Here is a 24,715-nt window from a genome sequence, read left to right as displayed (position 1 = left end):
GCCACACCGCTATCCGCGAAGGCCGAGACACGTGCAGCACGGCGCTGCACGAAGACGGCCTCACCGTGCCCTGAGACCTGTCGACTAAGGCGAATCGACCTTCCCGGCGCTGGCAAACGTTGAGAAGGAGCGGCCTCGGCGCCAGCTCATCAGATCTGATGATCAAGTAAAGCGGCGGTTAACGGCAGACCAGGAGTCGCGATGGAACGACTGTGACCACGCAGCCGCCGTCGTACGGGCAGCACCCACAGCCCCATCCGCCGCAGTCCCCGTACGGACAGCAGCCGTATCCGCACCAGCACTACCCGCCCGCCGGATACCCGCAGGTACCCCATCAGCGCCTTCAGCACCCGACCAACGCGCCTGTCCACCTTCCGCCGTCTCCCCCGAAGAACGGGCTCGGCACCGCAGGGTTCGTCCTCGGCCTGATCGCGCTGGTCCTTTCCTTCATTCCGATCATCGGGGTGATCGCCTTGCCGCTGAGCATCATCGGGCTCATCCTTGGCAGCGTCGGCACCCACCGGGCGTCCAAGGGCGAGGCGACGAACAAGGGCCTCGCGATCGCGGGCATCGCTACCTCCGTCCTCGCCCTGTTGATCTGCATGCTCTGGGCCGCTGCCTTCGGCAACGCCGTCGACGACACTCGCACCAGCGCCTCCAATAGCACCTCGGCGAGCCAGTCCAGCGCCTTGAGCGACTCCGCAGAGACCGCGGCACCGGCAGGCCCGGTCAACGCAGGCCCCACGTTCCCTGGGAAGAAGGACGGCGACATCGCCCTCGCCGCAGGCGGCACCGTCACCTTCGACGGCCTCGCCGTCACCTCCACACCCCTACGCGCCGGCGACTCGACCTTCGAGAAGACGCTGTGCACCACCGTCTCCTACGCCAACGGCGGCACGTCGACCGCATCGTTCAGCGTGTTCGACTTCGAACTCCAAGATCCCGCAGGCGCGATCCTCTCCCCCACGTTCTTCGGCGGCGGCAAGGGCCTCGACACCGGCGAACTCGCACCCGGCGGCAAAGTCTCCGGCGACGTCTGCTTTGAAGACAAGGCCCGCACCAACGGCGTCTATGTTGTGCTCGAGCCGAACATGTTCGTTTCCGAACGAGGCGCCTTCACGACTCAAAGGTAAGAACCACACTCTGGCTGACACCCGCCATGCGCGACACCCCTGGGCGAGCCGAGGCACTCGGCACACTCACCCGGATTTCGTAAATTGGCGGCGATGAACTACCACTCAGATCGCTGACCCAACACGACAGCCCTCAATTCTCCTTGTTCATGTTGACAGGGGAAATTGGACTGCAAATCGTCAGCGCATTCGTCGTCCGGGTGATCGTTCTCCCCCATCAATGCCAAGACATCGGCCTCTCGCGACGATTTGTAGGTTGAGGCAATGGACGAAACTACATCTGCATCAATACTTGAGTTCTCGATATGGGCTAGCACGGTCCTCGCCGCTAGCGCAATCCTCGTGCTCGCATTTACAGTAGCGCGGCTGACAAGGAGCCAAACACCCCCGGCTTCTGCCCGTAACCACCAATACCGACCGACTTCAGCCCGCACGACCCAATCGCTTCTAGGAGCGCACAGCATAGCGAATGTCGATAAAGCCTTCGGCCATGCCGAATCAATAAACCGAGATCCTGCCGCGACCGTGCGGGCAACCAACCTCACATCAGTCAGGAGAGTGTCTGCAACACAATTCGATACAACCGTTGCTCTTGTCACTGAGGCCTACCTCGAACCAAGCGTCGTTTCGGTAGACTCAGCGGAGATCGAATTAACGCAAGCAATTCGTATTGCCGACTATTGCGCCGGTCTTGCAGCCTCCTCGGGCGGAGTGATATTTCGACCCGCAGCGAGAGTCTTAATGCTGATTCCGCCAACCGCGTAAGCCTTCTATAACCCGAACTTGTCAATTCTAACTGCCCTATATTTGGAGTTCTCTGTGACTCAAGCGGATCAGGAAAGCCATGGGTATGATCTTCGCTTCCTTAGTCATCAAATTCGCGAGAATGAACACGCATTAAATGTAGCAAGGAAGCGAAGCCGTCGATCGAATTTATCGTTAGCACTAGGCCCCTTGCTTGGACTCATCCTCTATGCAGCCTGGTGGGTGGAGTGGATCCCGCGCCCAGTCTTGTGGGCAGTATACATTCCCGCCATCCCCCTGGCCGTCTCATTCTGCGTCGCCTCATACTTCCTGAAATCGCACCCCGGATTTCCTACTGGGGGATCAATCTGGCAAGACCGCGAATACAAGCTCGAGGGCGACATCGAGCTCGACTTGGCACGCCTGCGTGACGACCGAAAGCATTTAATAGCAAGCTTCGATACCCCCTTCAAAGTGCGGAGAGTCGCGTACAAAGAGGACGCTTTTGCAGACATAGATCGCCTTAGAGCAGACGGTGGGCGATATCGCAACGTCAGCAACTTCCTACAAGGTATCCTCATCATCGGCTCTCTGGCTGCTACAGGCATTGCTGGCATCATCGGCGAGTACCCATTTCTGCGTTGGGTAACACTAGGACTAACGTTCGCAGTGGGCATATCGAGCGGATTCACCGGGTATTTCAAGTACAAGGAGCGAAGCTTCTATCTTCAGCAGACGGCAGATGCCATTGAAAACGAATGGGAAGCCGTTGAGGTCGGAGTCGGGCGCTATAAGCAATTCGGCGATAACGAGGAGTTGGCGCTCGCAGAATTCGTAGAGGAGATTCACCGTCTCAAGTCCGAACAAAAGAAGCGCCAGCAGAACCTGGAGCAGCCGCCTGACGAGCGCGCGGTCGCAGAGTAAGCCGCAAGCCGGATACAGCAGCTCAGCCGGACAGCGAGGTCTAAAGCACAACCACGAAGTCGGGCCCTGATCCCTGCAGACCGGCCGGTCACCCCACTCCCTTGCCGGGCAGTCCTCCGACTCACATATCCATACGGCAGCCGGACATAATCCGCCGTTTCTGTCTGGCCTGCAGACGGATTCTCGGAAGCCGCGGACGCTCCCATGCGTCTCGTCCTGTCTCAGGCCGCCCTGTTTACCGTTTCGTTCCCGGCCGCCGAGGCCTCGGTCCTCCGAGGTCGGCGGCGGCGGCGCATATCGCCTCGCAGGCTCGTCACGAAGCGTCACATCTTCGGCTGAGTCAGCCCCACACGTACGGGCCAGTGGCGGGTCGAGGTCTATGGCCTCGACCCGCCATCGCTTACAGCACCCGTGCGGACTCGCACTGCCACTGGCCGTCCCAGCTGCGGCCGAAGGACGCGGCAACCGCACGCAGACGTCCCGCGAGGCGGATGGTGGCGGCGACTTCCACAGCGCCGCGGTGAGGCTGTCGAGCGTGCAGGCGCAGGAGCCGCGCACCGCCGCGCATGCCGTGCCCGTCGGTCGGTAGCGCCTCGATGTAGCGCAGGACCTCGGGTGTGACTTGATCCCGGATGTGACGACGCGGCCGCCGGCGGTCGATGACCTCGACCACCATCGCCGTGGTGACCGCAGCCGTGCGCAAGGCAGCCAGATCGGGCACAAAGTCGACAACCGGAGTGCCTTGCGGGATCGGGCGGGTGTGCTCGGGCAGGGACTGGTGCCCGCAGGTGACGCAGGGCGCGTGCAGATCCTGGCCGTCCCAGATGTAGGGGCGGCGCACCGGTAGCCCGAGAGCGCGCCGGAGCAGATCTTGGGTGTGCTCCTCGTGCTGGTCAAGTGCAGTGCTCATGGCAGGCCTCCTCAGCCTCGGCAGGGGGTGCGATGCCTGCGGGACTCAGAAGGGCGGGTTCAGCTCGATCGGGGCCTGCCAGACCTGGGCGAGGGTGGCCTCTGGGCCCAGGCCGGCGAGGATGTCCTCGGTGCGCTCGACGTAGCGGTCGAACTCCGCGGGGGTCATGGCGGCGAAGAAGTAGTGGTCCTGGCGGGTGGTGTGCAGGTCCTCGGCGGTGAAAGCCATCGTGTCCTCCGGTGATCGGTGCGGGTGGGGCGCGGCACCGCCTCAGCAGGACGGGGTCGGGGGCCCGAAGGGCCGGGAGGGGGTTCCGGCTGGTTCATCCCGGTGAGGCCACTCCCCTGCCACCGCCGGCCGACGATGGGGACCGGCGCGGTGGTCTCACCGGGATGGATCGGCCGGGTTCATCTCTCGCTCGCCCCGGCCCTGTTCTGCTGACCTCCGGGCGATCCACCAGTGCCGGTCACCGGAGGACACGACCCCACGCCACCATCGAGGACCTGCACACCACCCACTCCGGCAGCGGCCAGCGCCCTCGTTCACGGCCCGCGGGGTGGGGCGACGCCCTGCGCGGGTACCGCCCCAGCCAGGTCGGGTCAGCCGGTGTGGGTGGCGTGGTGTGCGGCGAGGGTCATCGCGCGTAGGGCGTGGCGTTCCATCTCGTGGGCGGCGTCGGTGTCGGGGGTGAGTTGGGCGGCGGAGGTGACCGCGTGCAGGGCCCCACCGGAGGTCGGGTCCCCGCCGAGCAGGAAGTGGTTGAGGATCAGCTCCTGCGCCTCGGAGTTGAAGGCGAGCTTGCGGGCGACGTGCTCGATGGTCTCCGCGGGCCGGGCGACCGGGACTGCGGCGTCGGCGGTGATCTCGGCCAGCTGCGCGGTGACGAAGTCGCGATCCAGGAACGTCGCGACCGCGTCGCGGGCCTTTTTCAGCTCCAGATCCAGCGCGGCTGCGTGCGTGTCGGCGCCCTAGCGGACCTGCCCGGCGGGCAGCTTGCCGCCGAGGTGAACCTCCTTGAGCACGTGCTTGGTCAGGGTCATGCCGTTGTTGCAGATCTGCACGGTCAGCTGCGGGGCGATGGTGAACGCTCCCGAACCGGTCTCGGAGTTGGACAGCACGAACCCCGCCCACACGAGCGGGTTGTCGCTGCCGCGGGCCCCGGTGAAGGGGGACCGGTAGTCGCGCAGCAGCGCGGGGGCGTGTTCGGCGATCTCGGTTGACCGGACCTTGACGTGCATGTGGGTCTCTGTCAGGTCCGCGGAGGTGATGTCGACCGCTGCGCCGGCGGCGCGGATCCCGGACAGTGCGGTCATCAGGACGTCGAGGTTGTCCACGATGCGGTAGGAGTCCGACAGCACCGCCCGCAGCACCCCCGTGCGCCCGGACCCGGCCTCGTGCAGGCCGCGGACCAAGAACCTGCGGTCGGGGCGATGCTGCAGCCAGCCGTTGACGTTGGCGTCGAACAACTCCGGCCGCTGCACCCGCAGCCGGCGAAGGTAGGCGGCCGGGATGTCGAGCTTCGCCGCGAGATCACCATCAGCGGCATGGGTCGCGGTGAGGATGGCATAGGCGCGGGTGACCCCGTCGACCGACAACACCGTGTCTGCGCCGACGACGTGCAGGTCCGCGCCGACACTACGTAGATCGCGGGCCGGGGCGACAAGGTCGAGCTTCACGTCCTGCTGCGCGCGCAGGACCTCGACGATCTCGTCGAGGCGGGCGTTACGGCGGGTCAACAGGCCGCTGCTCGCGGCATTAGGCTGGTGGGGCTGACGGACGGTCATGGTGTGCTCCTGTGGAGCCGCAGGACGCCCCGGGGAGATCCCGGCGGGGGGAGCCGGGGCCCCGGGGCGGCCCCACCGAGGTGATGAGGCGTGGCTCGCCCGCACCCGGGTCCGGGGCGTGGGCGGGGCCTCGGGCTCGCCCGACCGGCGTGAGATCACTACCCCGCCGCCGCCCACCCGCGCTCGCCGCCGCGGTGATCTCACCCGCGTCGGCGCGGGCGACCGGGGCATCGACCGAAAGCCCCGGCCCGGGTGCAGAGTCCGACGCCCTCATCACCCCGGCGACGCCTCGACCCGGCCGACCACACCGGACGAGCCTCGCTGAAGCAAGCTCCGGCTCGGACGGGAGCCGGCATGATCAGCCGTCGTGGAGGACGAGCCGCAGTCCCCGAGCGAGCGTGAGATCCGGGCCTCGATGTATGAGGCCGTGCGGGCAATTCTCGCCGACTCCGACAAGGACCAGGGTCGGCAGACGGCCCGGGCCGTGATCGACCGATTCGCCGCCGAGCACGCCGAAGCGGGGGTGATGCGACTGCTCGAGGTCATGTTCGCCGAGAACATCACCCTCTACGCCCGCATCGCCGCCCACCAACAGCCCAGCGCCGACAGCACGGCCCAGGATCGCGGCGCCAACGGCGACGCACGGCCGGCGCCAGACGGCGACGAACCCTGATCATACCGACCTGGCGGTCCGTGGAACGACCGTTGGCGGGCCGATCGATGCGTGGCCGGGAGCGCGTCTACTTCTTCGTGGCGCCGCGCTTCGCCGCGGTCGTCGACGACTTCTTCGCTGCGGCCCTCGGAGTCGCGTTCCCGGTCGGCTTCCGGGCCGACGGCTTCTGGGCGGCCTGCTCGGCCGCCTTCTGGGCGTCCTTTGCAGCCTTGCGCAGTGCGGTGAGGCTTTGACCGGCCAACGCCTTCGAAGCGACGGAGTCACCGATCTGGCGCGGGGTCATGTGCCCGCGTCCCGACGGCGCCAGGTACGCCTCACCGTTCGGGCCGTCTTGGTAGACCAGCCCGGAGGTGACCCGGGCGAACCGGGTCCGGCCACCGCGGCGGGCGCCCTCCCACCGCTCGACCCGCACCGCCAACCGGCAGCAGGTGCAGGTCAGACGACGGATGAACAGGCCCTCTTCGTCGACCTCGGAGAAGTGGATCCCGGCCTGGCGGATCGTCGGGAACAGATGCCTGCCCCGTTCCCGGCACATGATGACCTCGTCGGAGACCCCGTCGACGTAGAGGTCGACGTCTTCTTCCGAGGCCCGCACATAGCCCTGCTGCAGGTCGTCTTGCTGCTCGCCCTGGATCGACCGCGCCGCCGTCCCAGGCTTCTCATCCGCCACTGTGGCTCCTTCCGTCACCGGGGAAGGTAACCGCTGCACCACGAATTCGAACGTCACCGTGAGCGATGTCGTCCACATCGCCTACCGGGTCTCGGTTACTCAGCGGGTGATCCGACGCGGTCGACGCGCCCCGAACGCCAGCCCGTCCTCGACGTCGCGCTCGACCTCCCGCACCGTCGTGTCCGCCCCGACATGAGTCCGGGCCGCCTGCAACAGCACCGACCGGGCCTCGTCGAGGTCCAGCTCGCCGCCCGCGACCAACCGCCCCAAGGTCCGGGCGGCGCGCAGCCGCGCAGTGTGTCTGGTGCCCACCGCAGCGTGAGTGACCGCAGCGGTCTCGTCGATGAGAATCGCGTCGAGGTAGGCAGTCGCCCGCGTCCGGCTCAACCGCAACTGCGGCTCCGCCGTGTGGACGACCGGTGGTGTCAGCAAGGTGGCGAGCCACGCCGGGAGCTCGGCGATCACGCCGCCGTCGCCGACGTAGCGCCCTGCGGGAAGCACCGATCCCGCAGCCAGGACGTAGCCTCCCGCGCCGCGGGTGTCGATCAGCGGCGCGAGCAGGCCCTGGCTGTTGCGCAGCTCGACCCCGTTCGGCATCCGGAAGTAGCGGTGCTCCCCGCCGGAAGGTGTGCGGACCGACGCCGTCACCGGCAGCACCTGTCCGTGAGCGACCGCGAGGTCCAGCAGCGCTTCACGCCCCGACCGCGCCCGGCGGGCGGGGTCGGTGGTGTCGGGCTTGGGTTGGTCGAGGTCGATCACGACGATTCCGGAGCGGCCGACCGCGAGACCCACGTTGAACGGGACCGACCTCCACCACCGCTCGATCTGGGCCGGGTCGCGGGTCGCGGCCTGCTCCCACGCCGGGATCGCCGGGGTCTTCGCCCGGGGCCGTACGGGGAACACGTGGAAACCCGCCGCGACCGCCCGCTCGGCCACACCCCGCAGCGTCCTCGCCCTCGCCTTGCCATCCATCAATCCTCCTCATTGCCTGTGGGGGATGGTCGTTATCACAGGTGAGCGGCTCCGGGGCGATGTCGCGCAGCACCGTGCTGCGCTGTGCTGCACGGCGCCGCACGACACCAGCCCCGTCGACTCAGTCCACCGACCCCACCGACCCCGCTGGCACCGGTGGCCTCGGCCCGGTCGAGGTGTCCTCGGTATCGGAGCCGTCCTCGGTGTCGGGCTCGCGGCCGGTCACCGCCAACGACTCGACGTCGGAGAGCTCATAACCCCAGGACTGCATCTGCCCCAGGTAGCGGGCAGTGTCCGTGGACGGGTTGCGCCAGGTGTGGGGGCCGGTCCGGTCCTCCCACGCGCACAACACCGCGGCGACGGTCAGCACGGTGGACCGCTTCGGCGACGCCGCGGACAGGATCTCCAGCAGCTGCCCCACCCGCCCGGCTCCGGCGCGGAACCGGTCCGTCGGATCGGGCTCGTGGCCGAGCAGCTCGCGCAGCAGCGGCCACCCCGCCTCCAGGGCCTGGCGGATCTGGTGATCACCGGCCAGCAGACACGCCAGGACGAACCGCTCCGCGCCCTCAGGCACCGCCTTGCGTGCCGCGAACGCTCGCAGCCACTCCCGCCGGACCACGGTCGCGGACTTCCACTCCCGGTTGCGTTCGATCACCACCCGCCGCGCCGCCTTCTCCTCCTCCGTCATCGCCCGCTTCACCCCGGCCGGGGCGGCGCTGGCCTCGACGTGGCCGTGGGCGACGACATCGCGGCACACGAAGATCGCCTCAGCCTTCCGGTCGGTTCCGAACCCGTAGCCGACGTAGGCCGCATGCCCCGGGCAACCGACGTGCTCGGCCGGGTCGAGCCGGTGGTTGTCCAACCGCGCCGCAGGCCACTCGAGTGCGTCCCGCTCGATCACCTCCACTCGGGCGCCGGTCAGCTCCGCCCGCACCGCGGCGAACGCGTCAGCCTCCGCGCGGTGGTCGCGCAGCCGCTGCACCGTGTGCTCGAACCCGCCGGTCTTCGCCGCAGCCACGATCGCCTTCACCGCGTCGGGCTCGGACTCGAACTCCGCGACCGCGGCGGCCTGGTCCAGGGTGAGGAAGTCGAAGCGCTCCCCCGCCCTCGACGCCAACTCCGAACCCGCGACCTTCAGCCCGGTCGCCACGTCGGCCTTCTTCGCGCCGGTGCGCTTGGCGATCGCGGCCGCCGAGAGCCCGATTGCGGCGAGCTGTTCCCAGCCCTTCACCCGGTCACTGGTGGACAGCTCGGCGCGCTGGTCGTTCTCCACGATCTGATCCACCACCCGGTCCACGTCCTTCGGCTCGTCCACCAGCAGGACCGGGACCGTCTCCAGGCCGCACTCCACCGCCGCCAGGGTGCGGCGTTGCCCCATCTGAACCACCAGCCCGTCGGCGCCCGGGTAGGCCACCACGGGCTGGAGCACACCTCGTTCACGCACGCTCGCAATGAACTCGCGCGATAGCTTTGCGTCCGTTCGCACGTTCGGCTCGAACGACAGAGCAGCCGGATGCAGACTAAGCAGCATCATCGGGTCGCCTCCCGCCCACGGATGATCAGCACCAGATCGGGGCTGTTCAGGTGAGTCACCGGCTCCGCGGGCCGGTAACCGGCGGGGGTGACTACCGGGCACAACGCGGTGCCGTCGGACCTGTGGGTCCAGGCCGGGGTCGGGCCGGGGGTGATCCAGTTGACCGGCGGGACCGGCACCACGGGGTCGCCGCATTCCGGGCAGCTGGGTTTGATTTCGGGACTCATGGGTCTGCTCTCCTTGGCCGTCAGGCGGGGCGATCGGCGGGACGCCGCATCGCCCTGAGAGCGCCTCTGCCGTGTCGTAGGGGCCCGCCGCCAAGCCGCAGCCCGAAGATGCTTTGCGGGCGCAGCGCACCCGAAGGGCCGCAAAGGATCTCTCGGGACCGGCTTTGCGACGGGGGACGACACGAGCAAGCTCGGCCAAGGAGACAGACCAGACTCGCTGCAGGGCGCGCTACCCCGGGCTTAGTGAAACCCCTTTCGGCGGCGCGTATCGGTGGCGGGGCCACACAGAGGCAACCCCTCCGAGAGATCGACACGAAAGGGTGAGCCTGCTGCAGGCGCATTTGCATCCGTCGTTCCAGGTGGAGCGCATGTGCGGCATGAGCGAGGCGTGGAGTACGGCTCCTGGGTCAAGCCCGCCGGCATGGTTTGTGACGACGACCGCGTGATCTTCTCTTCTGGTCGGGCGCTCAGCGCCGGGATGGTGTCGACCATCGGCCACGCCTACGTCCACACCGTGATCGACGACCACTCCCGCGTCGCCTACGCCGAGATCCACGACGACGAGTCCGCCGCCACCGCGACGGCCGTGCTTCGTCGTGCCGTCGCCTGGTACACAGGACTCGGTGTCAGCGCCATGCGGGTGCTGTCGGAGAACGGGCGGCCTACCGGTCACACCTGTGCCGCGACACCTTCGCCGGGCTGGGCATCTCGCCACGCCCAACCCGGCCCTACCGGCCGCGGACGAACAAGACGATCGAGCGGTTCCGCCGCACCCTGGCCGATCGCAATCCGTTCCGACGCTTTACCCCAGCGAGTCACAACGCCGGAAGGCCATCCCCGGCGTTCCTGCACGAGTACAACACCACAGGCCCACACGGCCCTCGGCGGTCAGCCACCCATCACCCGCTTGACCACTCTGTCCGGGCAGCTTAGACGGTATGGAGGTCCGGGCTGGGGCCCCGCCACATGTGAACGTGGGTCGCGGGCAGGAAAATGAGGTTCCTGCGAGCCGTCCACATCAAGAACGACAACGGCGTGACCTTTGAGATCCTCGGCCTCGCGGGTGGCTGACCGTGGACACCGGACCTGAGGCGCGACGCAAGTTGAGCCCGGTGTCTACGAGGACGGACACGGCTCGGCTCGGTCGCCGTACGCGACGACCGAGTCGACACCCGTTCCTCTTCGTCAGACCGGACCGAACCGCGGGAGCGTGACCTCCTCGGTGACGTCATCGAAGACCACCGACACCGGCATCCCGACGTGTACCTCGTTGGGCTCGCAGCCGACCAGGTCGGTCATGAGCCGCACCGACGGCTCGTCGTCCATCTCCACCAGCGCGACGACGTACGGGACGCGCTTCTCCCAGTAGGCGCCGAAGCCGCGGTAGCTGATGATGAACGAGAAGACGGTCCCGGTGGTCCCGGTGCTCACCCAGGTCGCCGCGAAGGAGTTGCACCGCGGGCACATCGGCTTGGGGAGCCAGCGCACCCGCCCGCAGTCCGAGCACTGTTGGGCGAGCAGCTCGTGCCGCCGGGTGCCCTTCCAGTACTCGCGGGTGAGCGGCCGGTCCACGTCCGGCAACGGGCCCTCGCAGGGCGGGAGCCGGAGGTCGGAGGGTGCGGGTCGCTTCAAGTGTTCCTCTCGCGGAGATGTCGGGGCCGGGGACGAGGGCTCAACTCGTCAGGATGGTGACGCCACCGCAGCCCATGTTCCCCTCGGTGGCGTGCATGGCGACCTCGGCGTTCTCGACCTGCGCCCGGCCCGCCTGACCCCGCAGCTGCTTGACCAGCTCGGTGAGCCCGTTGAAGCCCGCCACGTGGGCGCAGCGAGCCGGCTCGTCCTGGACGCGAAGGCCGACCCGGCGTCCGCCGGCGGAAGCGTCTCCACGCTCGGTTGGCGGAGCTCGAGCCTGAGGTCCGTGAGCTGTGCCGGGCGAACGCGATCCTGAAGTCGGCCCACTGGCGGCCGTAGCCTCGCCCCCGGCGATCCGGCAGTGGCCTGCCGAAGGCGGGTGGACGCCACCGAGGGTCTCGCAGTGCCGGGTCCAGGCCGGCTGATGCAAGCGGAGACCACGCCGGCGCGCGCGACGAGATCCCGCCTGACCAGACCGGCGACGCCCCGCACGCGGCGGCGGCGACCCCGTTCCGGGAGCTCTCCTCAGGTGCCGAAGGCGAGGTAGCCACCGTCGACGGCGAGCACGTGGCCGGTGATGAAGGAAGCGGCGTCGGACAGCAGGAAGCCGATCGACGCGGCGATCTCCTCCGGTCGACCGAAGCGGCCGAGCGGGATCCGTGCCAGCCGCCGAGTCACCTCGCCCTCGTCGAGGGTCCGCTCCGAACCAGGGGTCCGGGTGGCCGCAGGTGCCACCGCGTTGCAGCGGATCCCGTGGCGGGCGAGCTCCACAGCGGCCGAGCGGGTCAGTGACGACAGGCTCGCCTTGGTGATCGAGTATGCGGCCAGGTCGGTCACCCCGCGCTCGGCGTTGACCGAGCTAACGTTCACCATCGCCCCCTCCCGCCCCTCCGCCACCATGCGTCTCCCCACCTGCTGCACCAGGTGGTAAGCGGCGCGTACGCCCACGTCCACCGCCCGGTCGAGGTCGGTGAGCCTCCCGTCGAGGAGGGACCCGTGCGGCACGAAGGCGGCGTTGTTGACCAGGCCGTCGAGCGGCCCGGCCACCGCGACCAGTCGGTCGAGCACCCCGGGGAGCCGGTCGGCCGCGGTGATGTCCTGGACGGCATATGCGGTGAAGATCTCGGCGTGGCCCGGTTCGGGTTCGACGAGGTCGACCCCGACGACGCGTGCACCGCGCCCCGCGAGGTGCCGGGCCGTCGCGAGTCCGATCCCGCGGGCGGCACCGGTGACGAGAACGGTTCTGTCGATGCTGTCGCTCATGGACGCTCCTGGTCTCGTGCTGCGGAGGACGGGGCGGGGTCGTCGGCGCGACGGATCTCGGTCCAGTGGCCGGTGAGCCCCGCGAGGGCCGTGTCTCGCCACAGCACCCGCCGATCCCAGTCGTCGAGCGGTAGGACCCTTCGACGCTCGGCGGTGACCCGGCTGACGAGCTCTGCGGTCCACGGGTCGTGCTGTCCGCGCTCGGCGCCCATCCGCGCGTAGGCGGGACCGAGCTTGTCGGCGTGCGAGGCGATCCCGCCGCGGGTGTTCAGGTCGGCGGTCTCGAAGGGGCCCGTCACGCTCCACCGCCGACCGAGGGCGCTTCGCACCACCTCGTCGACGTCGGCGACCGAGGCCACGCCGTCACGCACGAGGCAGTACGCCTCGCGCAGCACGGCTCCCTGCAACCGGTTGAGGACGAAGCCCTCGACCTCGCGATGCACCAGGACCGGATGCATTCCGGCACCTCGGAAGACCTCGTCGGCGCGCCGGACGACCTCCGGGACGGTCGTCGGACCCGGCACCAGCTCCACCACGGGCAGCAGGTAGGGCGGGTTCGCCGGGTGTGCCACGAGGACCCGGGCCGCGGCCTCGGCGGGCATCCCCTCGGCGATCCGGCTCGGCAGGATCGCCGAGGTCGCGCTGGCCAGCGGCACCGCCGGGACCACTGTCGCGGCGGCCGCGAGGAGCTCTCGTTTGACCTCGACGCGCTCGGGGGCGCACTCCTGGACCAGAGCGGCGTCCGATGCCGCCTCCTCGACCGATTCGACCGTGCGCACCGGCGCAGCCTGCCCGGGCGCGAGACCGTGGTCCGCCAGCAGCCGCAGGCGACGGTGGAGATCCGTGCGGGCGCGGTCGAGGGCCTCGGGGAACGGGTCCCAGAGCACCACCGGAACACCGTGGGCGGCGAACGCCACCGCGAACCCGACCCCGATCGACCCCGCGCCCAGAACAGCGACGTGTGCGATCCGCCCCCGACTCACGCCGACTTGCCGCCGTCGACCAACAGTGTCTGACCCGTGACGTAGGATGCGGCGTCCGATAGCAGGAACGCCACGACCGACGCCACCTCGTCGGAGCTGCCGTACCGGCCCATCGGGATGACGGTGGTGCGCTCGGCGCGGCTCAGGCCGCGGTCCGCCTCGATCGACGCGGCCATCTCGGTGTCGATCGACCCCGGGCTGACGGCGTTCACCCGCACGCCGGAGGCCGCCGTCTCCCGTGCCGCAGACCGCGTCAGACCGAGGACGGCGTACTTCGTCGCGCTGTAGACCGACCGCTCGGGAGCGCCGTGGTGCGCGGCATAGGACGCGATGTTGACGATGCTGCCGCGTCCACCGCGACGCATCACCGGGAGACAGTGCTTCATCCCGAGGAAGACCCCCTTGAAGTTGACGTCGACGAGAGCGTCGAAGTCTTCGACGGCCAGGTCGGGCACGGCGCTGACGGGGCCGGCGACTCCCGCGTTGTTGACCAGCCCGTACAGGCCGCCGAACTCGCCGTCGACGTCCGCGACGAGACGTGCCCACGCCCTCTCGTCCGCCACGTCCAGCTGCTGTGTGCGCATCCGGTGACCCGACTCGGCGGCCATTCGTCCGACCTCGGCGAGGCGTTGCTCGTCGACGTCACAAGCTACGACCCGAGCTCCCCTCGCAGCCAACAGGAGTGCCTCGGCCCGGCCCTGGCCCGCGGCGGCACCGGTGACGACGACGACCCGCCCCGCCAGGTCGTGCTCACGAGGGATCTCTGTGGACATCGTCGCTGCGCTCCTTCGTGGTTCTGATGAACGAGGCGATCGAGGCGACCGCCAGGGAGAAGTCGAGTGAGTCGGGGAAATGGGTCAGGAAGCCGTGGACGGTCCCTCCGAACCGGATCGTCGCGGTGGGGACGCCTGCCTGGTCGAGGAGGCGCGCGAACTCCTCCCCCTCGTCCCGGAACGGGTCGAGCTCCGCCGTGACGACGAGTGTGCGCGGCATCCCCTCGAACCCGACGGCATGGATCGGGGACGCCTCGACCGCGTGCCGCTGCGCGGGGCCGAGATAGGCCTCGTGCCCGTAGGGGCGCGACAGTCCGTACCGGCCGTCGAAGCGGCGCAGGGACGGATGGCGCTCGCCGTCGTCGGTGAGGTCGGTCTTGGGATAGAGCAGCACCATCCCCCCGACCGCGCCTCGGGCAGCCGCGGGCAGCCGCAGGAGGGTGGTGGCGGTCAGGTGCCCTCCCGCACTCGCCCCCGCGACGACGACCTGCCCGCCGACCGCGCCGTCGGCCAAGAGCGTTGCGGCGTGGTCGACGGCGTCGGCGAGGTCGAGCAACGGGGCCGGGTGGTGGTGGGTCGGGGCCAGTCGGTAGTCGACGGACAGCGCCAGGCATCCCGCCGCCTCCGACACGGACCGCACCAGGTGGTCCTGGGTGTCGAGGTCGCCTCGGGTCCAGCCGCCGCCGTGCGCGAACACGAGACAGTGTCGTGGGAGGTCGGTGCCCTCCGGTCGGTAGGACCGGATCCGGGTCCCGGCGGCCGTCGCGAGATCCTCGCTGCGTACCGCTCCTCCGAAGCCGACCCGCGGCGAGACGCGCAGTCGGGTGCGCAGCCCCGGGTCCCGGTCGAACACAGCGGTGATCTCCGGGTGGAGGACTGCCGGTTCCCGCTCAGTACCCACGGGCGTGCACCCCGACCGGCTCGCCCGCGGTTCGGCCATCCGCCAGATCCGCGGGCGACACCTCTCGAAGGAACTCCTGGAAGCGGACGAACCCGCCGAGGTAGGTGAGGAACGAGCGCGGCTTGCCGGGTACGTTCCCACCGTTGTACCAGCTGTCGACCGTGGCGACGATCGAGCTCCGACCGACCTCGTCGACGGTGGCGGCCCACCGTGTGCACAGCTCGCGGCCCGGCTCCATCGTGGCGATGCCGTGTGTCTCGGCGAACGCGACGACCTCGCTCGCCTTCTCCACCATGAACTCGTTGAGCGCCGGCACGCTGACGTGCACCGCGGGGGTCTGCACCCCACCGATCAGGAAGAGATTGGGGAAGCCGTCCGCCATCAGGCCCCCCATCGTGGCGATGGCCCGTCCGGAGTCCCAGTGCTCACGCAGGGTGTCGCCCTCGCGGCCGACGACGTCGATGGCGAACAGGGGCCCGGTCATCGCGTCGAACCCGGTCGCCAGGACCAGTAGGTCGAGGTCGACGTGCCTGCGCTCGGTCGTCAGCCCGGTCCGGTCCAGCCCGACGATAGGGTCCTCGCGGACCGAGACGAGCTCGACGTTCGGACGGTTGAACGTTTCGTAGAAGCCGGAGTCGCGCACGACCCGCTTGGCGCCGATCCCGTACCGGGGCACCAGCATCTCCGCCGTCCGTGGGTCGTCGACCGTGGCACGGATCCGGCCTCGGACGAACTCGGAGAACACGTCGTTGGCCGCCGGATCGGTGAGCAGGTCGGTGAACGAGTCGAGGATCGCCGAGCCACCCTCCCGCCACTTCGCCTCGAGCTGTCGCTGCTGCTCCGGGTAGGACAGGTCGGCGAGCCGTGCACGGTGCGAGGGGAGCGGGCGGCCGCGCTCGGAGGCGAACACGGCGCGCCGGACGTCGTCGTAGCGCCGGGCGACCTCGGCGCGCTCGTCGGGGGCGAGGGGCCGGTTGCCGAGTGGCAGCGAGTACTGCGGAGTGCGCTGGAACACCGTCAGCCGCTCGGCGACGCGACCGAGCTCGGTGATCACCTGCACCCCGCTGGACCCCGTACCGACCACCCCGACACGCCCGAACCGTTCCGGGACGTCGTCGCGCGGCCAGGCACTGGTGTGCACCACTCGGCCGCCGAACAGCTCGGCACCGGGGAGGTCGAGCCCGTTCGGAACGGTGAGGCTGCCGACCGCCAGCACGAGGTAGCGTGTGGTGAGCTCCTCACCGTCCGCGGTCCGCAGGTCCCAGTGCGCCCGCGCCGTGTCGAACCGGGCCGCGGTGAGGGTGACCCCGTGCCGGACCAGGTCGGCCACCCCCAGCTCCGGCACCACCCAGTCGAAGTAGCGCCGCATCTCGGCGGCATCGGCGTAGAGCTCGTCCGGCGACCACCCCGCGTAGACATCGCGGTCGTGGGAGAGCGTGTAGTACAAGCTGCTCGAGTCGACCCGAGCGCCCGGGTACCGGTTGCGCGTCCACACCCCGCCCGGGCCCTCGCCGGCGTCCAGGCACACCGTGTCCAGGCCCATGCGCCGGAACCGCGCGGTCGCGATGAGGCCCCCGAACCCCGCCCCGACGACGACGACGTCGTGTGACACGGGTCGGTTGCACCGTCCTGTCGCCGGCCCGCCGTCGACCGCATCCGGCCGGGTCATCGCAGCTCATTGCCCAGCGACCCGCTGCGGGGGTGGACACGCCCGCCGTCGGCCACCGTCGCCACGACGAGGATCTCGTCCGGTCGGGGCGCGTCCGCGATCCGCACCTCGTGGGACAGGTAGTGCGACCGGGTCTTCTCCTCCCGCACGTGCTTGAGCGGGATGTCGAGTGTCGACCCCGCAGCGGACCGCTTCTCGCAGGCGGTGAGCAGCGTCGTCGCGTCAGCGCAGATCCGGCGGAACGGGGTCCCGAAGCGCATCGTGTGGATGATCGCGGAGGCGTGCTCGATCTCACCGTCGAGCCCGACGATCGCGCCCTTGCCGAAGGCCTCGACCTCGTCGGCCTTGCGTCCCAGCGCCTCGATGGCCCGGGTCGGCAGCAGCACGCCGAGCGCGTCCGCGTACTCGTCGACCAGCGGGAGCAGGTCCTGCACGAACCGTCCGGCCATGGGGTTGTGAATCACTGCCATCGCCGAGGCGATCCTGACCGGCCGCTCGGCGTCCCGGAAACCCTCGCTCCGGGTCTCCTCGGTGATGGTGACGATCTTGCGAATCCGCATGTCGTGTCTCCCGTCCGCGTCGATGCTCGGGCTCCGTCGAGAGCGATCGTTGCACGAGATATCCATCGCCGACTAATATCAATTCGTTCTTCGCTTTACCACGATCCACTATCAATCGGGGGCACCGTGGAGTTGCGCCATCTCCGCACGTTCCTCGCGGTCGCCGAGGAACTGCACTTCGGCCGGGCGGCTGCCCGGCTCAACATGGCCCAGCCGCCCGTCAGCCAGCAGATCCAGCAGCTGGAGAAGGACCTGGGTGTCCGGCTGTTCGAGCGGAGCACCCGGTCGGTGTCTCTGACCGCGGCGGGCCAGGCGTTCCTCGACCCCGCGCGCGCGGTCCTCGACGACGTGGACCTGGCCCGGCGAGCCGCCGTCTACGGCACCACGGGCGTCACCGGCAAGGTCTCCCTGGGGTTCTCCAGCATCAGCAGCCGCAAGGCACTTCCGCTGCTCCTGCGGGCCGTCCGTCGAGAACAGCCGGGCATCGAGCTCGCGCTGCGCGGGCGGACCTTCGGTGGCGCGATGGTCGGACAGATCCTGTACGGCGCTCTCGACCTCGGCATGGCGCGCCTCCCGCTGCGCGAGCGGTCGCTGGACTGGCACGTGTTCGACTACGAGGCGCTCGTCGCGGCACTCCCCACCGATCATCCGCTCGCCGTCCGGGAGGCCTTGACCTTCGAGGACCTCGCCGAGCAGACGTTCATCACGTTCCCCGCCGTCGCGGGCTCGCCGGTACGGGAGGCCACGATGCACATCGCCGCACAGCATGGTTTCTCCCCGCGCGTACTGCACGAGGCGCCCGATACCTTCGCGATCCTCAGTCTCGTCGCCGCGGGTGTGGGCGTGACGATCACGGTGTCCAGCGTCGAGCAGATCTCGTTGCCCGGCGTGTGCTTCCGACCACTCACCGGAAGGCTGCCGATGCTCGCGGCGGTCTTCGCCTGGAACGGACGGAGCACCAACAGCGCCCTGCCCGCCGTGGTGGAGATCGCGAAACGACTGCTGCCCACTCCGAGCCCGTCACCCGCGCTGCTCTACGACTGATCGATCCATTCTTCTGCGCTCTCACACTGATAGGAAGCTGCTCTCAACAGAACCTTGCTTGATAGCCGGAACCGATGACACGCTCCTCGCGTCCGGTCGCCGGGTGCTCCACCACCTGCCGTCGGTCCATCCCGCCCCCGTCGCCGCCGCGCCGTCGCGGTCGACGACGACCTCGACGCCGAGCAGGCCGTCGTGGACGGCCCGCCCACGCTGTCGGAAGGCCGGGCCGCTCGCTGGGGCGCAGCCGGACGGACCACCGGGCGACCTGTTCGACTGCCATCAACGACGAGGGAGTTCGGAGCATGGCGCACGATCGATCATCAGGCACGCACGAGCGGTTCCGACCCGGACGCCAGCTCCGGGCCGCCACCTTCGGACACACCCTCGAGTGGTTCGACTTCCTCGCCTATCAGTACCTGGCCGTCTACTTCGCGGCGCAGATATTCGGCGGCGAGGAAGGGATCGGCTCCCTACTCGAGGCGTTCGGCACGTTCGCCGTGGGCTTCCTCGCCCGCCCGGTCGGTTCACTGATCATCGGCGTGTACGCGGACCGCTACGGCCGCAAGCCCGCCGTGGTCATGACCATGTCGATGATGGCCGTGGGCAGTCTGCTGCTCGGACTGTGCCCGACCTATGCCCAGGCGGGCGCCCTCGCTCCGGTCATCCTGGTGGTCGCTCGGCTGTTGCAGGGCTTCTCCGCCGGTGGGGAGTACCCGTCCGCCTCCGCGTTCCTCATCGAGTCGGCGCCACCCGGCAGGCGCGGGCTGTTCTCCAGCTTCATGTTCGTGGCGTCCAGCTCCAGCAAGCTGCTGACCCTCGGGATCATCGCGCTGCTGTCGCTGTTCCTGGACAAGGAGCAGATGTACGACTTCGGCTGGCGGGTCCCGTTCGTCCTCGGCGCAGTGCTCGCGGTCGTGGGCTGGTGGATCCGCCGGAACACCAGCGAGACCGCCGACGTCGCCGGGATCAACGAGCGCTCCGCGCGTCCCACACTCTTCGCAGGGCTCCGCAGATACCCCAGGTACTCGCTGCAGCTGTTCTTCCTGGTCGCGGCCATCACCGGCGGCCAGTACTTCTGGGGAACCTACATCACCACCCTGTTCCAGATCCGCAACGGCGCATCACAGCAGGTGGCCTTCGTCGCCTCGATCGTCTCGCTGGTCGTCTACATCGCCGTCCAGCCCCTCGTCGGATCGCTGTCGGACCGCTTCGGGCGCAGGCCGTGGTTGATCGTCTTCTGTGTCGGCTCCGGGCTCGTGGCAGTGCCGCTGATGTCCCTGAGCAGCCCGGCCGTCGGAGTGCTGATCACGGTGCAGACGGTGGGCCTGCTCTTCATGGCCTTCGGCACGTCCATCCTCTCCGCGGTCATGGTCGAGATGTTCCCCGCCCACGCCCGGGTGGCCGGCCTGGGATTCGCCTACTCGATGTCGGTCGTCGTCTTCGGCGGGACGATCCCGCTCATCGCGACCGCGCTGCAGGGCGCCGGGCACCCGATGGCCATCGGCTGGTACCTCGTGGCGCTGTGCGTGATGTCGCTCGTCTCCGTCCTCACGATCAGAGAGACCTCGACGGTGGACCTCCAGACGGGCACCGGGGTGTCCGAGGCCGCCGCGCCGGACCCCAGCCGCCCCGTCTAGCGCGGACCGGTCGTGCGCGGCGGTGCGGCAGGCACGGGCAGGTCGAGCTCCCGCAGGATCGCGGCCGTGTGCTGGCCGAGCGCCGGGACCGCCCCCATCGGCAGCTCGACGTCGCGGAAGGTCATCGGTGGCAGCACGCCCCGGATCTCGCCCACCGGGGTGTGCACGGTCCGCCATCGGTCGCGCTCCGCGAGCTGCGGGTGCACGGCGACCGCAGCGAGGTCGTTGACCTGCGCGGCAGGCACACCGGCCGCGGCGAGCCGTTCGTCCAGCGCGGCGGTGGACCACCGCCGGGTGTGCGCGGCCACCCGGGCGTCGCACTCCGCGCGGTGACGCACCCGCGCGATGTTCGTGGCGAGGCGGGGATCGGCCACCGCGGACTCGTCGGCGAAGACGTCCCCCATCAGCGCCCGCCAGCCGCGGTCGTTCTGCACGCCGATCAGGATCTCGCCGTCGGCCGTCGGATAGGCGTCGTAGGGGGCGATGGCCGCGTGGCTCAGCCCCAGCCGCGGGACCTGCCGCCCGCCGTAGAGGTGCATGTAGAGCGGGTGACCCATCCACTCGACCGCCGAGTCGAACATGGACACCTCCACCACCGCGCCGCGGCCGGTGCGCTCCCGGCGGAACAGGGCGCTGAGCACCGACGTCGTCGCGTACAGCCCGGCCGCGATGTCGGCGTTGGGCACTCCCGTCTTGGCGGGCGCGTCAGGGGTGCCGGTCACCGACACCATCCCGGACTCGGCCTGCACGAGCATGTCGTAGGCCTTGCGGTCGCGGCGCGGCCCGCCGCCGCCGTACCCGGAGATGGTCACCACGACCAGCCGCGGGTGCGCAGCGGCCAGGCTCTCCACGCCCAGCCCGAGCCGGTCCAGCACGCCGGGGGCGGTGTTGTGCAGGAACACGTCCGCCCGGGCGAGCAGCCGTTCGACGACCTCGCGGCCCGTCCCGGACCTCAGGTCGACCTCGATCGACTCCTTGCCGCGGTTGAGCCAGACGAAGTGGGTCGCCAGGCCCCGCACCTCGGCGTCGTAGGAGCGGGCGAAGTCCCCCTCCCCCGGACGCTCGAGCTTGATCACCCGAGCGCCGAGGTCCGCGAGGTGACGGCTGGCGAGCGGGCCGGCCACGGCCTGCTCCAGCGCGACGACCGCGACCCCGTCCAGTGGCAGGTCGCCGCTCACCGGACCCCCGCCGCGCGCACCAGTGCGCCACCGACGATCAATCGCTGGATCTCACTGGTGCCCTCGTACAGCCGCAGCAGCCGGACGTCGCGGTAGATCCGCTCGACCGCGACCTCCCGCATGTACCCCGCACCTCCGTGCACCTGCACCGCCAGGTCGGCGACCCGCCCGACCATCTCGGTGCAGAACAGCTTGGCCGCCGACGGGGCGATCCGCCGGTCTTCCCCGCTGACGAACGAGCGCGCGGTCTCTCGGACCATCGCACGGCCGGCCAGGACACCGGTCTGCTGGTCGGCGAGCATCGCCTGGACCAGCTGGAAGTCTCCGATCCGGGCGCCACCCTGAGTGCTCTGCGCGGCGTGGGCGACCGACTCGTCGAGCGCGCGCTGAGCCGTGCCGACCGCGAGCGCCGCGATGTGCACCCGCCCCCGGGCCAGCGACGACATGGCCGCCCGGTAGCCGCGGGCCACCTCCCCGCCGACCAGCGCGTCCGCCGGGACGGCGACCCCCTGGAAGGTGACCGCCGCAGTCGACGAGCCCTCCTGGCCCATCTTCACGTCCTTGGGCCCGACGGTCACCCCCGCCGCGTCCGCGGGCACCAGGAACACCGCGATCCCCGGATCACCCGGACTCGGGTCGGCGACCCGGGCGAACACCACGAACAGCTCGGCGATCGTGGCGTTGGTGATGAACTGCTTCTGCCCGTCGAGCACCCAGTCCGAGCCCCGGCGGCGAGCGCGGGTGCGCAGCCCGGCGGGATTCGACCCGGCGCCCGGCTCGGTCAGCGCGAAGGCGGCCACGACCTCACCGCTCGCGATGCGCCCGAGCCACGCCTCGCGCTGCTCGTCGGTGCCGAACCCGACCAGGACCTGGCCCGCGATCCCGTTGTTCGTCCCGAACATCGAGCGCAGCGCGAGTGTCGTGTAGCCGAGCTCCATGGCCAGCTCGACGTCCTGGGCGAGGTCCAGGCCCAACCCGCCCCACTCGGCCGGGATCGCGTACCCGAACAGGCCCATCGCGGCGGCGGTCGCCCGCAGGTCGTCGGGGATCCGGTCGCCGTTCATGATCTCGAGCTCGCGCGGCACGACGTCGTGGCGGACGAAGTCGCGCACCTGGCGACGGATGAGCTCGACGTCCGCTGCGGACACGTCGGTGTGGGTCATGTCTTCCTCTCGTGCGGACCGCGCTCAGACGCTGGTCCGACCGCCGTCGACGGTCAGGGTCTGGCCGGTCACGTAGGCGGACTCGTCGGACAGCAGGAACAGCGCGGCGTAGCCGATGTCCCAGCCGGTGGCCATGCGTCCCAACGGGATCGCCGTGGCCGCCCGGTCCGGCCTGCCCGCGCCCGCCGCCCGTCCGTTCGGGGTGTCGACGAGCCCGGGCATCACGGTGTTGACCCGGATCCCGGTGGCCGCACCCTCGGTGACCAGGTACGGCTGCAGGCCCGCCAGCGCGGCCTTCGAGGCCCCGTAGGCGACAAGCCTGCTCGACGGCCGCACCGCGGCCACCGAGGAGAGCAGCACCATCGCGCCGCCTGAGGTCATCCGGGGGAAGGCGGCCCGGGCGGTCAGCGCCGCGCCACGCACGTTCACCGCGAACGTGCGGTCCCACTCCGCCGGGTCGACGCCGGCCAGGTCGAGTGCCCCGACCCCGATGCCGACGTTGTAGACGACGCCGTCCAGCCCGCCGAGGAGCTCGGCCGCCCGGTCCACCATCGCGCCGATGTCGCCGGGGTCGCAGACGTCCGCCCGCACGGCCGCGACCGGGCCCGCCGGAGCGTCGGCACGCGCCGCGTCCACGGTGGCCTCGGCGCTGTCGAGCAGCCGGTCGGCGACGACGACGCCCGCACCCTCCCGGGCACACAGCAGCGAGGTGGCCCGGCCGTTGCCGATCGGGTCGGTGGCGGCGTCGAACACCTGCTGTCCCCCACCGACGACGAGCACGCGCCTGCCGCGCAGCCGGCCCCGGCCGGGCGCGGTGCCCGCCGAGGTGTCGGGCAGGGGGTTGCGCTCGGTCGTGGCGTCAGCCATGGGCGGAGGACCTCCGTGTCCACCCCGGACGGCGGCGCGACCGGCGGTGCTCCTGTGCTGCCGGCGCGGTCACGTCCGCGCCTCGTGGTCACGAAGACCGTATCCGAGGGTGACCCCGCCGTCGACGACCAGCTCGATGCCCGTGACGTAGCGCGAGCGGTCACCCGCCAGGAACACCGCGGCGTCGGCGACGTCCCAGGGCGTGCCCTGGCGCCCCATCGGCACCTTCCGGTTCCGGTCCGCCCACATCGCGTCGGTGTCCCCGCCGTAGCGCGCCACCGTGGTGCCCCGTTCGACCATCGGTGTGCGCATCATGCCCGGGGCGATCGAGTTGATTCGCACCCCCCGCGCGGCGAACTCGACGGCGGTGGTGCGGGTGAGATGGCTCAACGCCGCCTTGCTGGCGTAGTACGCCGCGTACGGTACGCCGGTGTAGCGCAGGCCCGCGGTCGAGGAGATGTTGACCACCGACCCACCACCGCCCGCGACCATCACCGGGATGGCGTGGCGCATGGTCAACAGCGCCCCGCGGAGGTTGGCGTCCATGACCGCGTCCCACCGGTCGAGGTCGACGTCGACGACCCCGCCGGGCGCGGCGAAGCCCACGTTGTTGTGGAGGACGTCCAGTCGCCCGTGGTGGCTGACGATCCGCTCCACCAGGGCCCGCACCTCGGGCTGGGCGGTCACGTCGAGCCGGACCGCCTCCGCGGTGTGCCCCTCGCCGGCGATCATCGCGGCGGTGTGCGCCGCGGCGTCGGCGTCGCGGTCCGCGCACACCACCACGGCGGCGCCCTCGCGGGCGAACGCGATCGCGGTGGCCCGCCCGTTGCCGATGCCCGTGCCCGCGTTGCCCGCGCCCACCACCAGGGCCACCCGGCCCTCGAGCTGGCGCGGGGCGCGGTGGCCCAGGTCGTCCGGGGTCATCGTCCACGCACCGTCGGGGTGACGTCCTGCCTGCGGACCGGGTCGGCGCCGTCCCAGCCCACGGACGCCGCCGCGATGCGGGCGAAGTACTCGGCCTTCCCCCCGCCGGTCTCCGACACCTCGATCACGTTGCCTTGGTCCTGCGGGTGGACCAGGTAGGAGAACCCACCCCTGGTGCCTGCCCGGCCCGCATGGGCCTCGACGTACCCGCGGTCGAGCAGGCGGTCCCGCAGCACCGTCACGTCGTCGTGCCAGAACGCGACGTGCTGCGGGCCGGGCCCGGCCCGCAGCGAGTCGGCCCAGGCCGACGGCGCGTCGTCGCGCGGCTGGACCAACTCGACCTGGAACGGCCCCGAGTTGGCGATCGCGATGGACACCACCGGCGGGGTCACGGGCCTGCCGTAGTAGGTGAACTCGGTCAGGCCGATGTCGTACTTGTAGAACCACGGGCCGACCCCCAGGTTCACCGACCAGTGCCGCATGGACGCCTCGATGTCCGGCACGACGTAGCCGACCTGCCGCACCTCGCCCAGGAACCTGCTCACCGGCT

General features: G+C 70.1%; 24 protein-coding genes and 2 pseudogenes. 7 read left to right on the top strand and 19 right to left on the bottom strand.

Going from position 1 to position 24,715, the window contains the following annotated elements:
- Positions 1-212 precede the first annotated feature (212 nt).
- Complete coding sequence (locus PKE99_RS08915) at positions 213-1,133, top strand: DUF4190 domain-containing protein (RefSeq protein ID WP_081923788.1); 921 nt, start codon at positions 213-215, stop codon at positions 1,131-1,133.
- A gap of 819 nt (positions 1,134-1,952) precedes the next feature.
- Positions 1,953-2,801 (top strand): SLATT domain-containing protein, encoded by an 849-nt coding sequence (locus tag PKE99_RS08910; RefSeq protein ID WP_231498047.1) that lies wholly within the window; start codon positions 1,953-1,955, stop codon positions 2,799-2,801.
- Positions 2,802-3,201: 400 nt separating this feature from the next.
- Here PKE99_RS08910 and PKE99_RS08905 read toward each other — a convergent pair whose 3' ends face one another.
- From PKE99_RS08905 to PKE99_RS08895, 3 genes are all read right to left on the bottom strand, one after another.
- Positions 3,202-3,711, bottom strand: a complete 510-nt coding sequence (locus tag PKE99_RS08905; RefSeq protein ID WP_037041121.1) for an Rv3235 family protein — start codon at positions 3,709-3,711, stop codon at positions 3,202-3,204.
- Positions 3,712-3,756: 45 nt separating this feature from the next.
- On the bottom strand, positions 3,757-3,939 hold the full coding sequence (locus PKE99_RS08900; RefSeq protein WP_037041119.1) for a hypothetical protein: 183 nt from the start codon (positions 3,937-3,939) through the stop codon (positions 3,757-3,759).
- Positions 3,940-4,679: 740 nt separating this feature from the next.
- Entirely contained in the window at positions 4,680-5,495 is an 816-nt protein-coding gene (locus PKE99_RS08895) for a hypothetical protein (protein WP_231498046.1), read from the bottom strand.
- A 367-nt stretch (positions 5,496-5,862) separates the two neighbouring features.
- On the opposite strand from PKE99_RS08895, the gene PKE99_RS08890 reads away from it, so the two are divergent.
- Positions 5,863-6,168: a hypothetical protein gene (locus PKE99_RS08890; protein ID WP_037041117.1), complete on the top strand. Its 306-nt coding sequence runs from the start codon at positions 5,863-5,865 to the stop codon at positions 6,166-6,168.
- A 67-nt stretch (positions 6,169-6,235) separates the two neighbouring features.
- Here PKE99_RS08890 and PKE99_RS08885 read toward each other — a convergent pair whose 3' ends face one another.
- From PKE99_RS08885 to PKE99_RS08875, 3 genes are all read right to left on the bottom strand, one after another.
- Positions 6,236-6,895 carry a hypothetical protein gene (locus PKE99_RS08885; protein WP_271214863.1) on the bottom strand — a complete coding sequence of 220 codons (660 nt, stop codon included), beginning with the start codon at positions 6,893-6,895 and terminating at the stop codon, positions 6,236-6,238.
- Between the two features lie 42 nt (positions 6,896-6,937).
- Entirely contained in the window at positions 6,938-7,810 is an 873-nt protein-coding gene (locus PKE99_RS08880) for a bifunctional DNA primase/polymerase (protein WP_051736827.1), read from the bottom strand.
- A 121-nt stretch (positions 7,811-7,931) separates the two neighbouring features.
- Complete coding sequence (locus tag PKE99_RS08875; protein WP_269322921.1) at positions 7,932-9,341, bottom strand: ParB/RepB/Spo0J family partition protein; 1,410 nt, start codon at positions 9,339-9,341, stop codon at positions 7,932-7,934.
- Positions 9,342-10,061: 720 nt separating this feature from the next.
- On the opposite strand from PKE99_RS08875, the pseudogene PKE99_RS08870 reads away from it, so the two are divergent.
- Together PKE99_RS08870 and PKE99_RS08865 are read left to right on the top strand one after the other, a co-directional pair.
- Positions 10,062-10,355 (top strand): annotated as a pseudogene (locus tag PKE99_RS08870) (DDE-type integrase/transposase/recombinase); the annotation flags it as partial.
- A pseudogene (locus PKE99_RS08865) lies at positions 10,334-10,504 on the top strand (hypothetical protein); the annotation flags it as partial. The pseudogenes PKE99_RS08870 and PKE99_RS08865, both read left to right, overlap by 22 nt.
- A gap of 252 nt (positions 10,505-10,756) precedes the next feature.
- Here the strand turns inward: PKE99_RS08865 and PKE99_RS08860 are convergent.
- The 8 genes from PKE99_RS08860 to PKE99_RS08825 all read right to left on the bottom strand — a co-directional run bounded on the left by PKE99_RS08860 (position 10,757) and on the right by PKE99_RS08825 (position 17,352).
- Positions 10,757-11,203, bottom strand: coding sequence for a Zn-ribbon domain-containing OB-fold protein (locus PKE99_RS08860; protein ID WP_051736826.1), 447 nt, complete (start codon positions 11,201-11,203; stop codon positions 10,757-10,759).
- Positions 11,204-11,243: 40 nt separating this feature from the next.
- Positions 11,244-11,387 (bottom strand): thiolase C-terminal domain-containing protein, encoded by a 144-nt coding sequence (locus PKE99_RS08855; protein ID WP_156067170.1) that lies wholly within the window; start codon positions 11,385-11,387, stop codon positions 11,244-11,246.
- A 341-nt stretch (positions 11,388-11,728) separates the two neighbouring features.
- The gene (locus tag PKE99_RS08850) at positions 11,729-12,466 is read right to left on the bottom strand and encodes an SDR family NAD(P)-dependent oxidoreductase (RefSeq protein ID WP_037041108.1); all 738 of its coding nucleotides are present in this window, start codon (positions 12,464-12,466) and stop codon (positions 11,729-11,731) included.
- Positions 12,463-13,449, bottom strand: a complete 987-nt coding sequence (locus PKE99_RS08845; protein ID WP_063739652.1) for a 3-hydroxyacyl-CoA dehydrogenase — start codon at positions 13,447-13,449, stop codon at positions 12,463-12,465. The genes PKE99_RS08850 and PKE99_RS08845 overlap by 4 nt, the downstream gene beginning before the upstream one ends.
- Complete coding sequence (locus tag PKE99_RS08840; RefSeq protein WP_037041106.1) at positions 13,446-14,222, bottom strand: SDR family NAD(P)-dependent oxidoreductase; 777 nt, start codon at positions 14,220-14,222, stop codon at positions 13,446-13,448. Before PKE99_RS08840 ends, PKE99_RS08845 begins: the two co-directional genes overlap by 4 nt.
- A complete protein-coding gene (locus tag PKE99_RS08835) occupies positions 14,200-15,123 on the bottom strand; it encodes an alpha/beta hydrolase (RefSeq protein ID WP_197040473.1) in 924 nt (307 codons plus the stop codon). Before PKE99_RS08835 ends, PKE99_RS08840 begins: the two co-directional genes overlap by 23 nt.
- Positions 15,113-16,735, bottom strand: a complete 1,623-nt coding sequence (locus PKE99_RS08830) for a flavin-containing monooxygenase (RefSeq protein WP_051736823.1) — start codon at positions 16,733-16,735, stop codon at positions 15,113-15,115. Before PKE99_RS08830 ends, PKE99_RS08835 begins: the two co-directional genes overlap by 11 nt.
- A 53-nt stretch (positions 16,736-16,788) precedes the next feature.
- The gene (locus tag PKE99_RS08825) at positions 16,789-17,352 is read right to left on the bottom strand and encodes an amino acid synthesis family protein (RefSeq protein ID WP_037041103.1); all 564 of its coding nucleotides are present in this window, start codon (positions 17,350-17,352) and stop codon (positions 16,789-16,791) included.
- A 126-nt stretch (positions 17,353-17,478) separates the two neighbouring features.
- Here PKE99_RS08825 and PKE99_RS08820 point away from each other — a divergent pair, with 126 nt between their 5' ends.
- Positions 17,479-18,396 (top strand): LysR substrate-binding domain-containing protein, encoded by a 918-nt coding sequence (locus tag PKE99_RS08820; RefSeq protein ID WP_037041101.1) that lies wholly within the window; start codon positions 17,479-17,481, stop codon positions 18,394-18,396.
- 302 nt (positions 18,397-18,698) lie between these two features.
- Positions 18,699-20,033: an MFS transporter gene (locus tag PKE99_RS08815; protein WP_051736822.1), complete on the top strand. Its 1,335-nt coding sequence runs from the start codon at positions 18,699-18,701 to the stop codon at positions 20,031-20,033.
- Here PKE99_RS08815 and PKE99_RS08810 read toward each other — a convergent pair.
- From PKE99_RS08810 to PKE99_RS08790, 5 genes are all read right to left on the bottom strand, one after another.
- Positions 20,030-21,211, bottom strand: a complete 1,182-nt coding sequence (locus PKE99_RS08810) for a CaiB/BaiF CoA transferase family protein (protein WP_051736821.1) — start codon at positions 21,209-21,211, stop codon at positions 20,030-20,032. The two genes, PKE99_RS08815 and PKE99_RS08810, sit on opposite strands and share 4 nt — an antisense overlap.
- Positions 21,208-22,374 (bottom strand): acyl-CoA dehydrogenase family protein, encoded by a 1,167-nt coding sequence (locus PKE99_RS08805; RefSeq protein WP_037041097.1) that lies wholly within the window; start codon positions 22,372-22,374, stop codon positions 21,208-21,210. The genes PKE99_RS08810 and PKE99_RS08805 overlap by 4 nt, the downstream gene beginning before the upstream one ends.
- A 24-nt stretch (positions 22,375-22,398) precedes the next feature.
- A complete protein-coding gene (locus PKE99_RS08800) occupies positions 22,399-23,241 on the bottom strand; it encodes an SDR family NAD(P)-dependent oxidoreductase (RefSeq protein WP_037041096.1) in 843 nt (280 codons plus the stop codon).
- A 69-nt stretch (positions 23,242-23,310) separates the two neighbouring features.
- Positions 23,311-24,165, bottom strand: a complete 855-nt coding sequence (locus tag PKE99_RS08795) for an SDR family NAD(P)-dependent oxidoreductase (protein WP_051736820.1) — start codon at positions 24,163-24,165, stop codon at positions 23,311-23,313.
- Positions 24,162-24,710, bottom strand: a complete 549-nt coding sequence (locus PKE99_RS08790; RefSeq protein WP_037041094.1) for a VOC family protein — start codon at positions 24,708-24,710, stop codon at positions 24,162-24,164. The genes PKE99_RS08795 and PKE99_RS08790 overlap by 4 nt, the downstream gene beginning before the upstream one ends.
- Positions 24,711-24,715: the final 5 nt, after the last annotated feature.

It is taken from the genome of Pseudonocardia halophobica (assembly GCF_027922425.1).
Lineage (GTDB): Bacteria > Actinomycetota > Actinomycetes > Mycobacteriales > Pseudonocardiaceae > Pseudonocardia > Pseudonocardia halophobica.
Note: the sequence above shows the minus strand (reverse complement) of the source record. Positions and strands in the feature narration are given on the sequence as shown.

What these genes read in the sequence shown, in the direction of transcription:
- PKE99_RS08905 (WP_037041121.1), bottom strand. Translation starts at nt 3,711, where the DNA reads ATGAGCACTGCACTTGACCAGCACGAGGAGCACACCCAAGATCTGCTC.
- PKE99_RS08900 (WP_037041119.1), bottom strand. Translation starts at nt 3,939, where the DNA reads ATGGCTTTCACCGCCGAGGACCTGCACACCACCCGCCAGGACCACTAC.
- PKE99_RS08895 (WP_231498046.1), bottom strand. Translation starts at nt 5,495, where the DNA reads ATGACCGTCCGTCAGCCCCACCAGCCTAATGCCGCGAGCAGCGGCCTG.
- PKE99_RS08880 (WP_051736827.1), bottom strand. Translation starts at nt 7,810, where the DNA reads ATGGATGGCAAGGCGAGGGCGAGGACGCTGCGGGGTGTGGCCGAGCGG.
- PKE99_RS08875 (WP_269322921.1), bottom strand. Translation starts at nt 9,341, where the DNA reads ATGCTGCTTAGTCTGCATCCGGCTGCTCTGTCGTTCGAGCCGAACGTG.
- PKE99_RS08850 (WP_037041108.1), bottom strand. Translation starts at nt 12,466, where the DNA reads ATGAGCGACAGCATCGACAGAACCGTTCTCGTCACCGGTGCCGCCCGC.
- PKE99_RS08840 (WP_037041106.1), bottom strand. Translation starts at nt 14,222, where the DNA reads ATGTCCACAGAGATCCCTCGTGAGCACGACCTGGCGGGGCGGGTCGTC.
- PKE99_RS08825 (WP_037041103.1), bottom strand. Translation starts at nt 17,352, where the DNA reads ATGCGGATTCGCAAGATCGTCACCATCACCGAGGAGACCCGGAGCGAG.
- PKE99_RS08815 (WP_051736822.1), top strand. Translation starts at nt 18,699, where the DNA reads ATGGCGCACGATCGATCATCAGGCACGCACGAGCGGTTCCGACCCGGA.
- PKE99_RS08805 (WP_037041097.1), bottom strand. Translation starts at nt 22,374, where the DNA reads ATGACCCACACCGACGTGTCCGCAGCGGACGTCGAGCTCATCCGTCGC.
- PKE99_RS08800 (WP_037041096.1), bottom strand. Translation starts at nt 23,241, where the DNA reads ATGGCTGACGCCACGACCGAGCGCAACCCCCTGCCCGACACCTCGGCG.
- PKE99_RS08795 (WP_051736820.1), bottom strand. Translation starts at nt 24,165, where the DNA reads ATGACCCCGGACGACCTGGGCCACCGCGCCCCGCGCCAGCTCGAGGGC.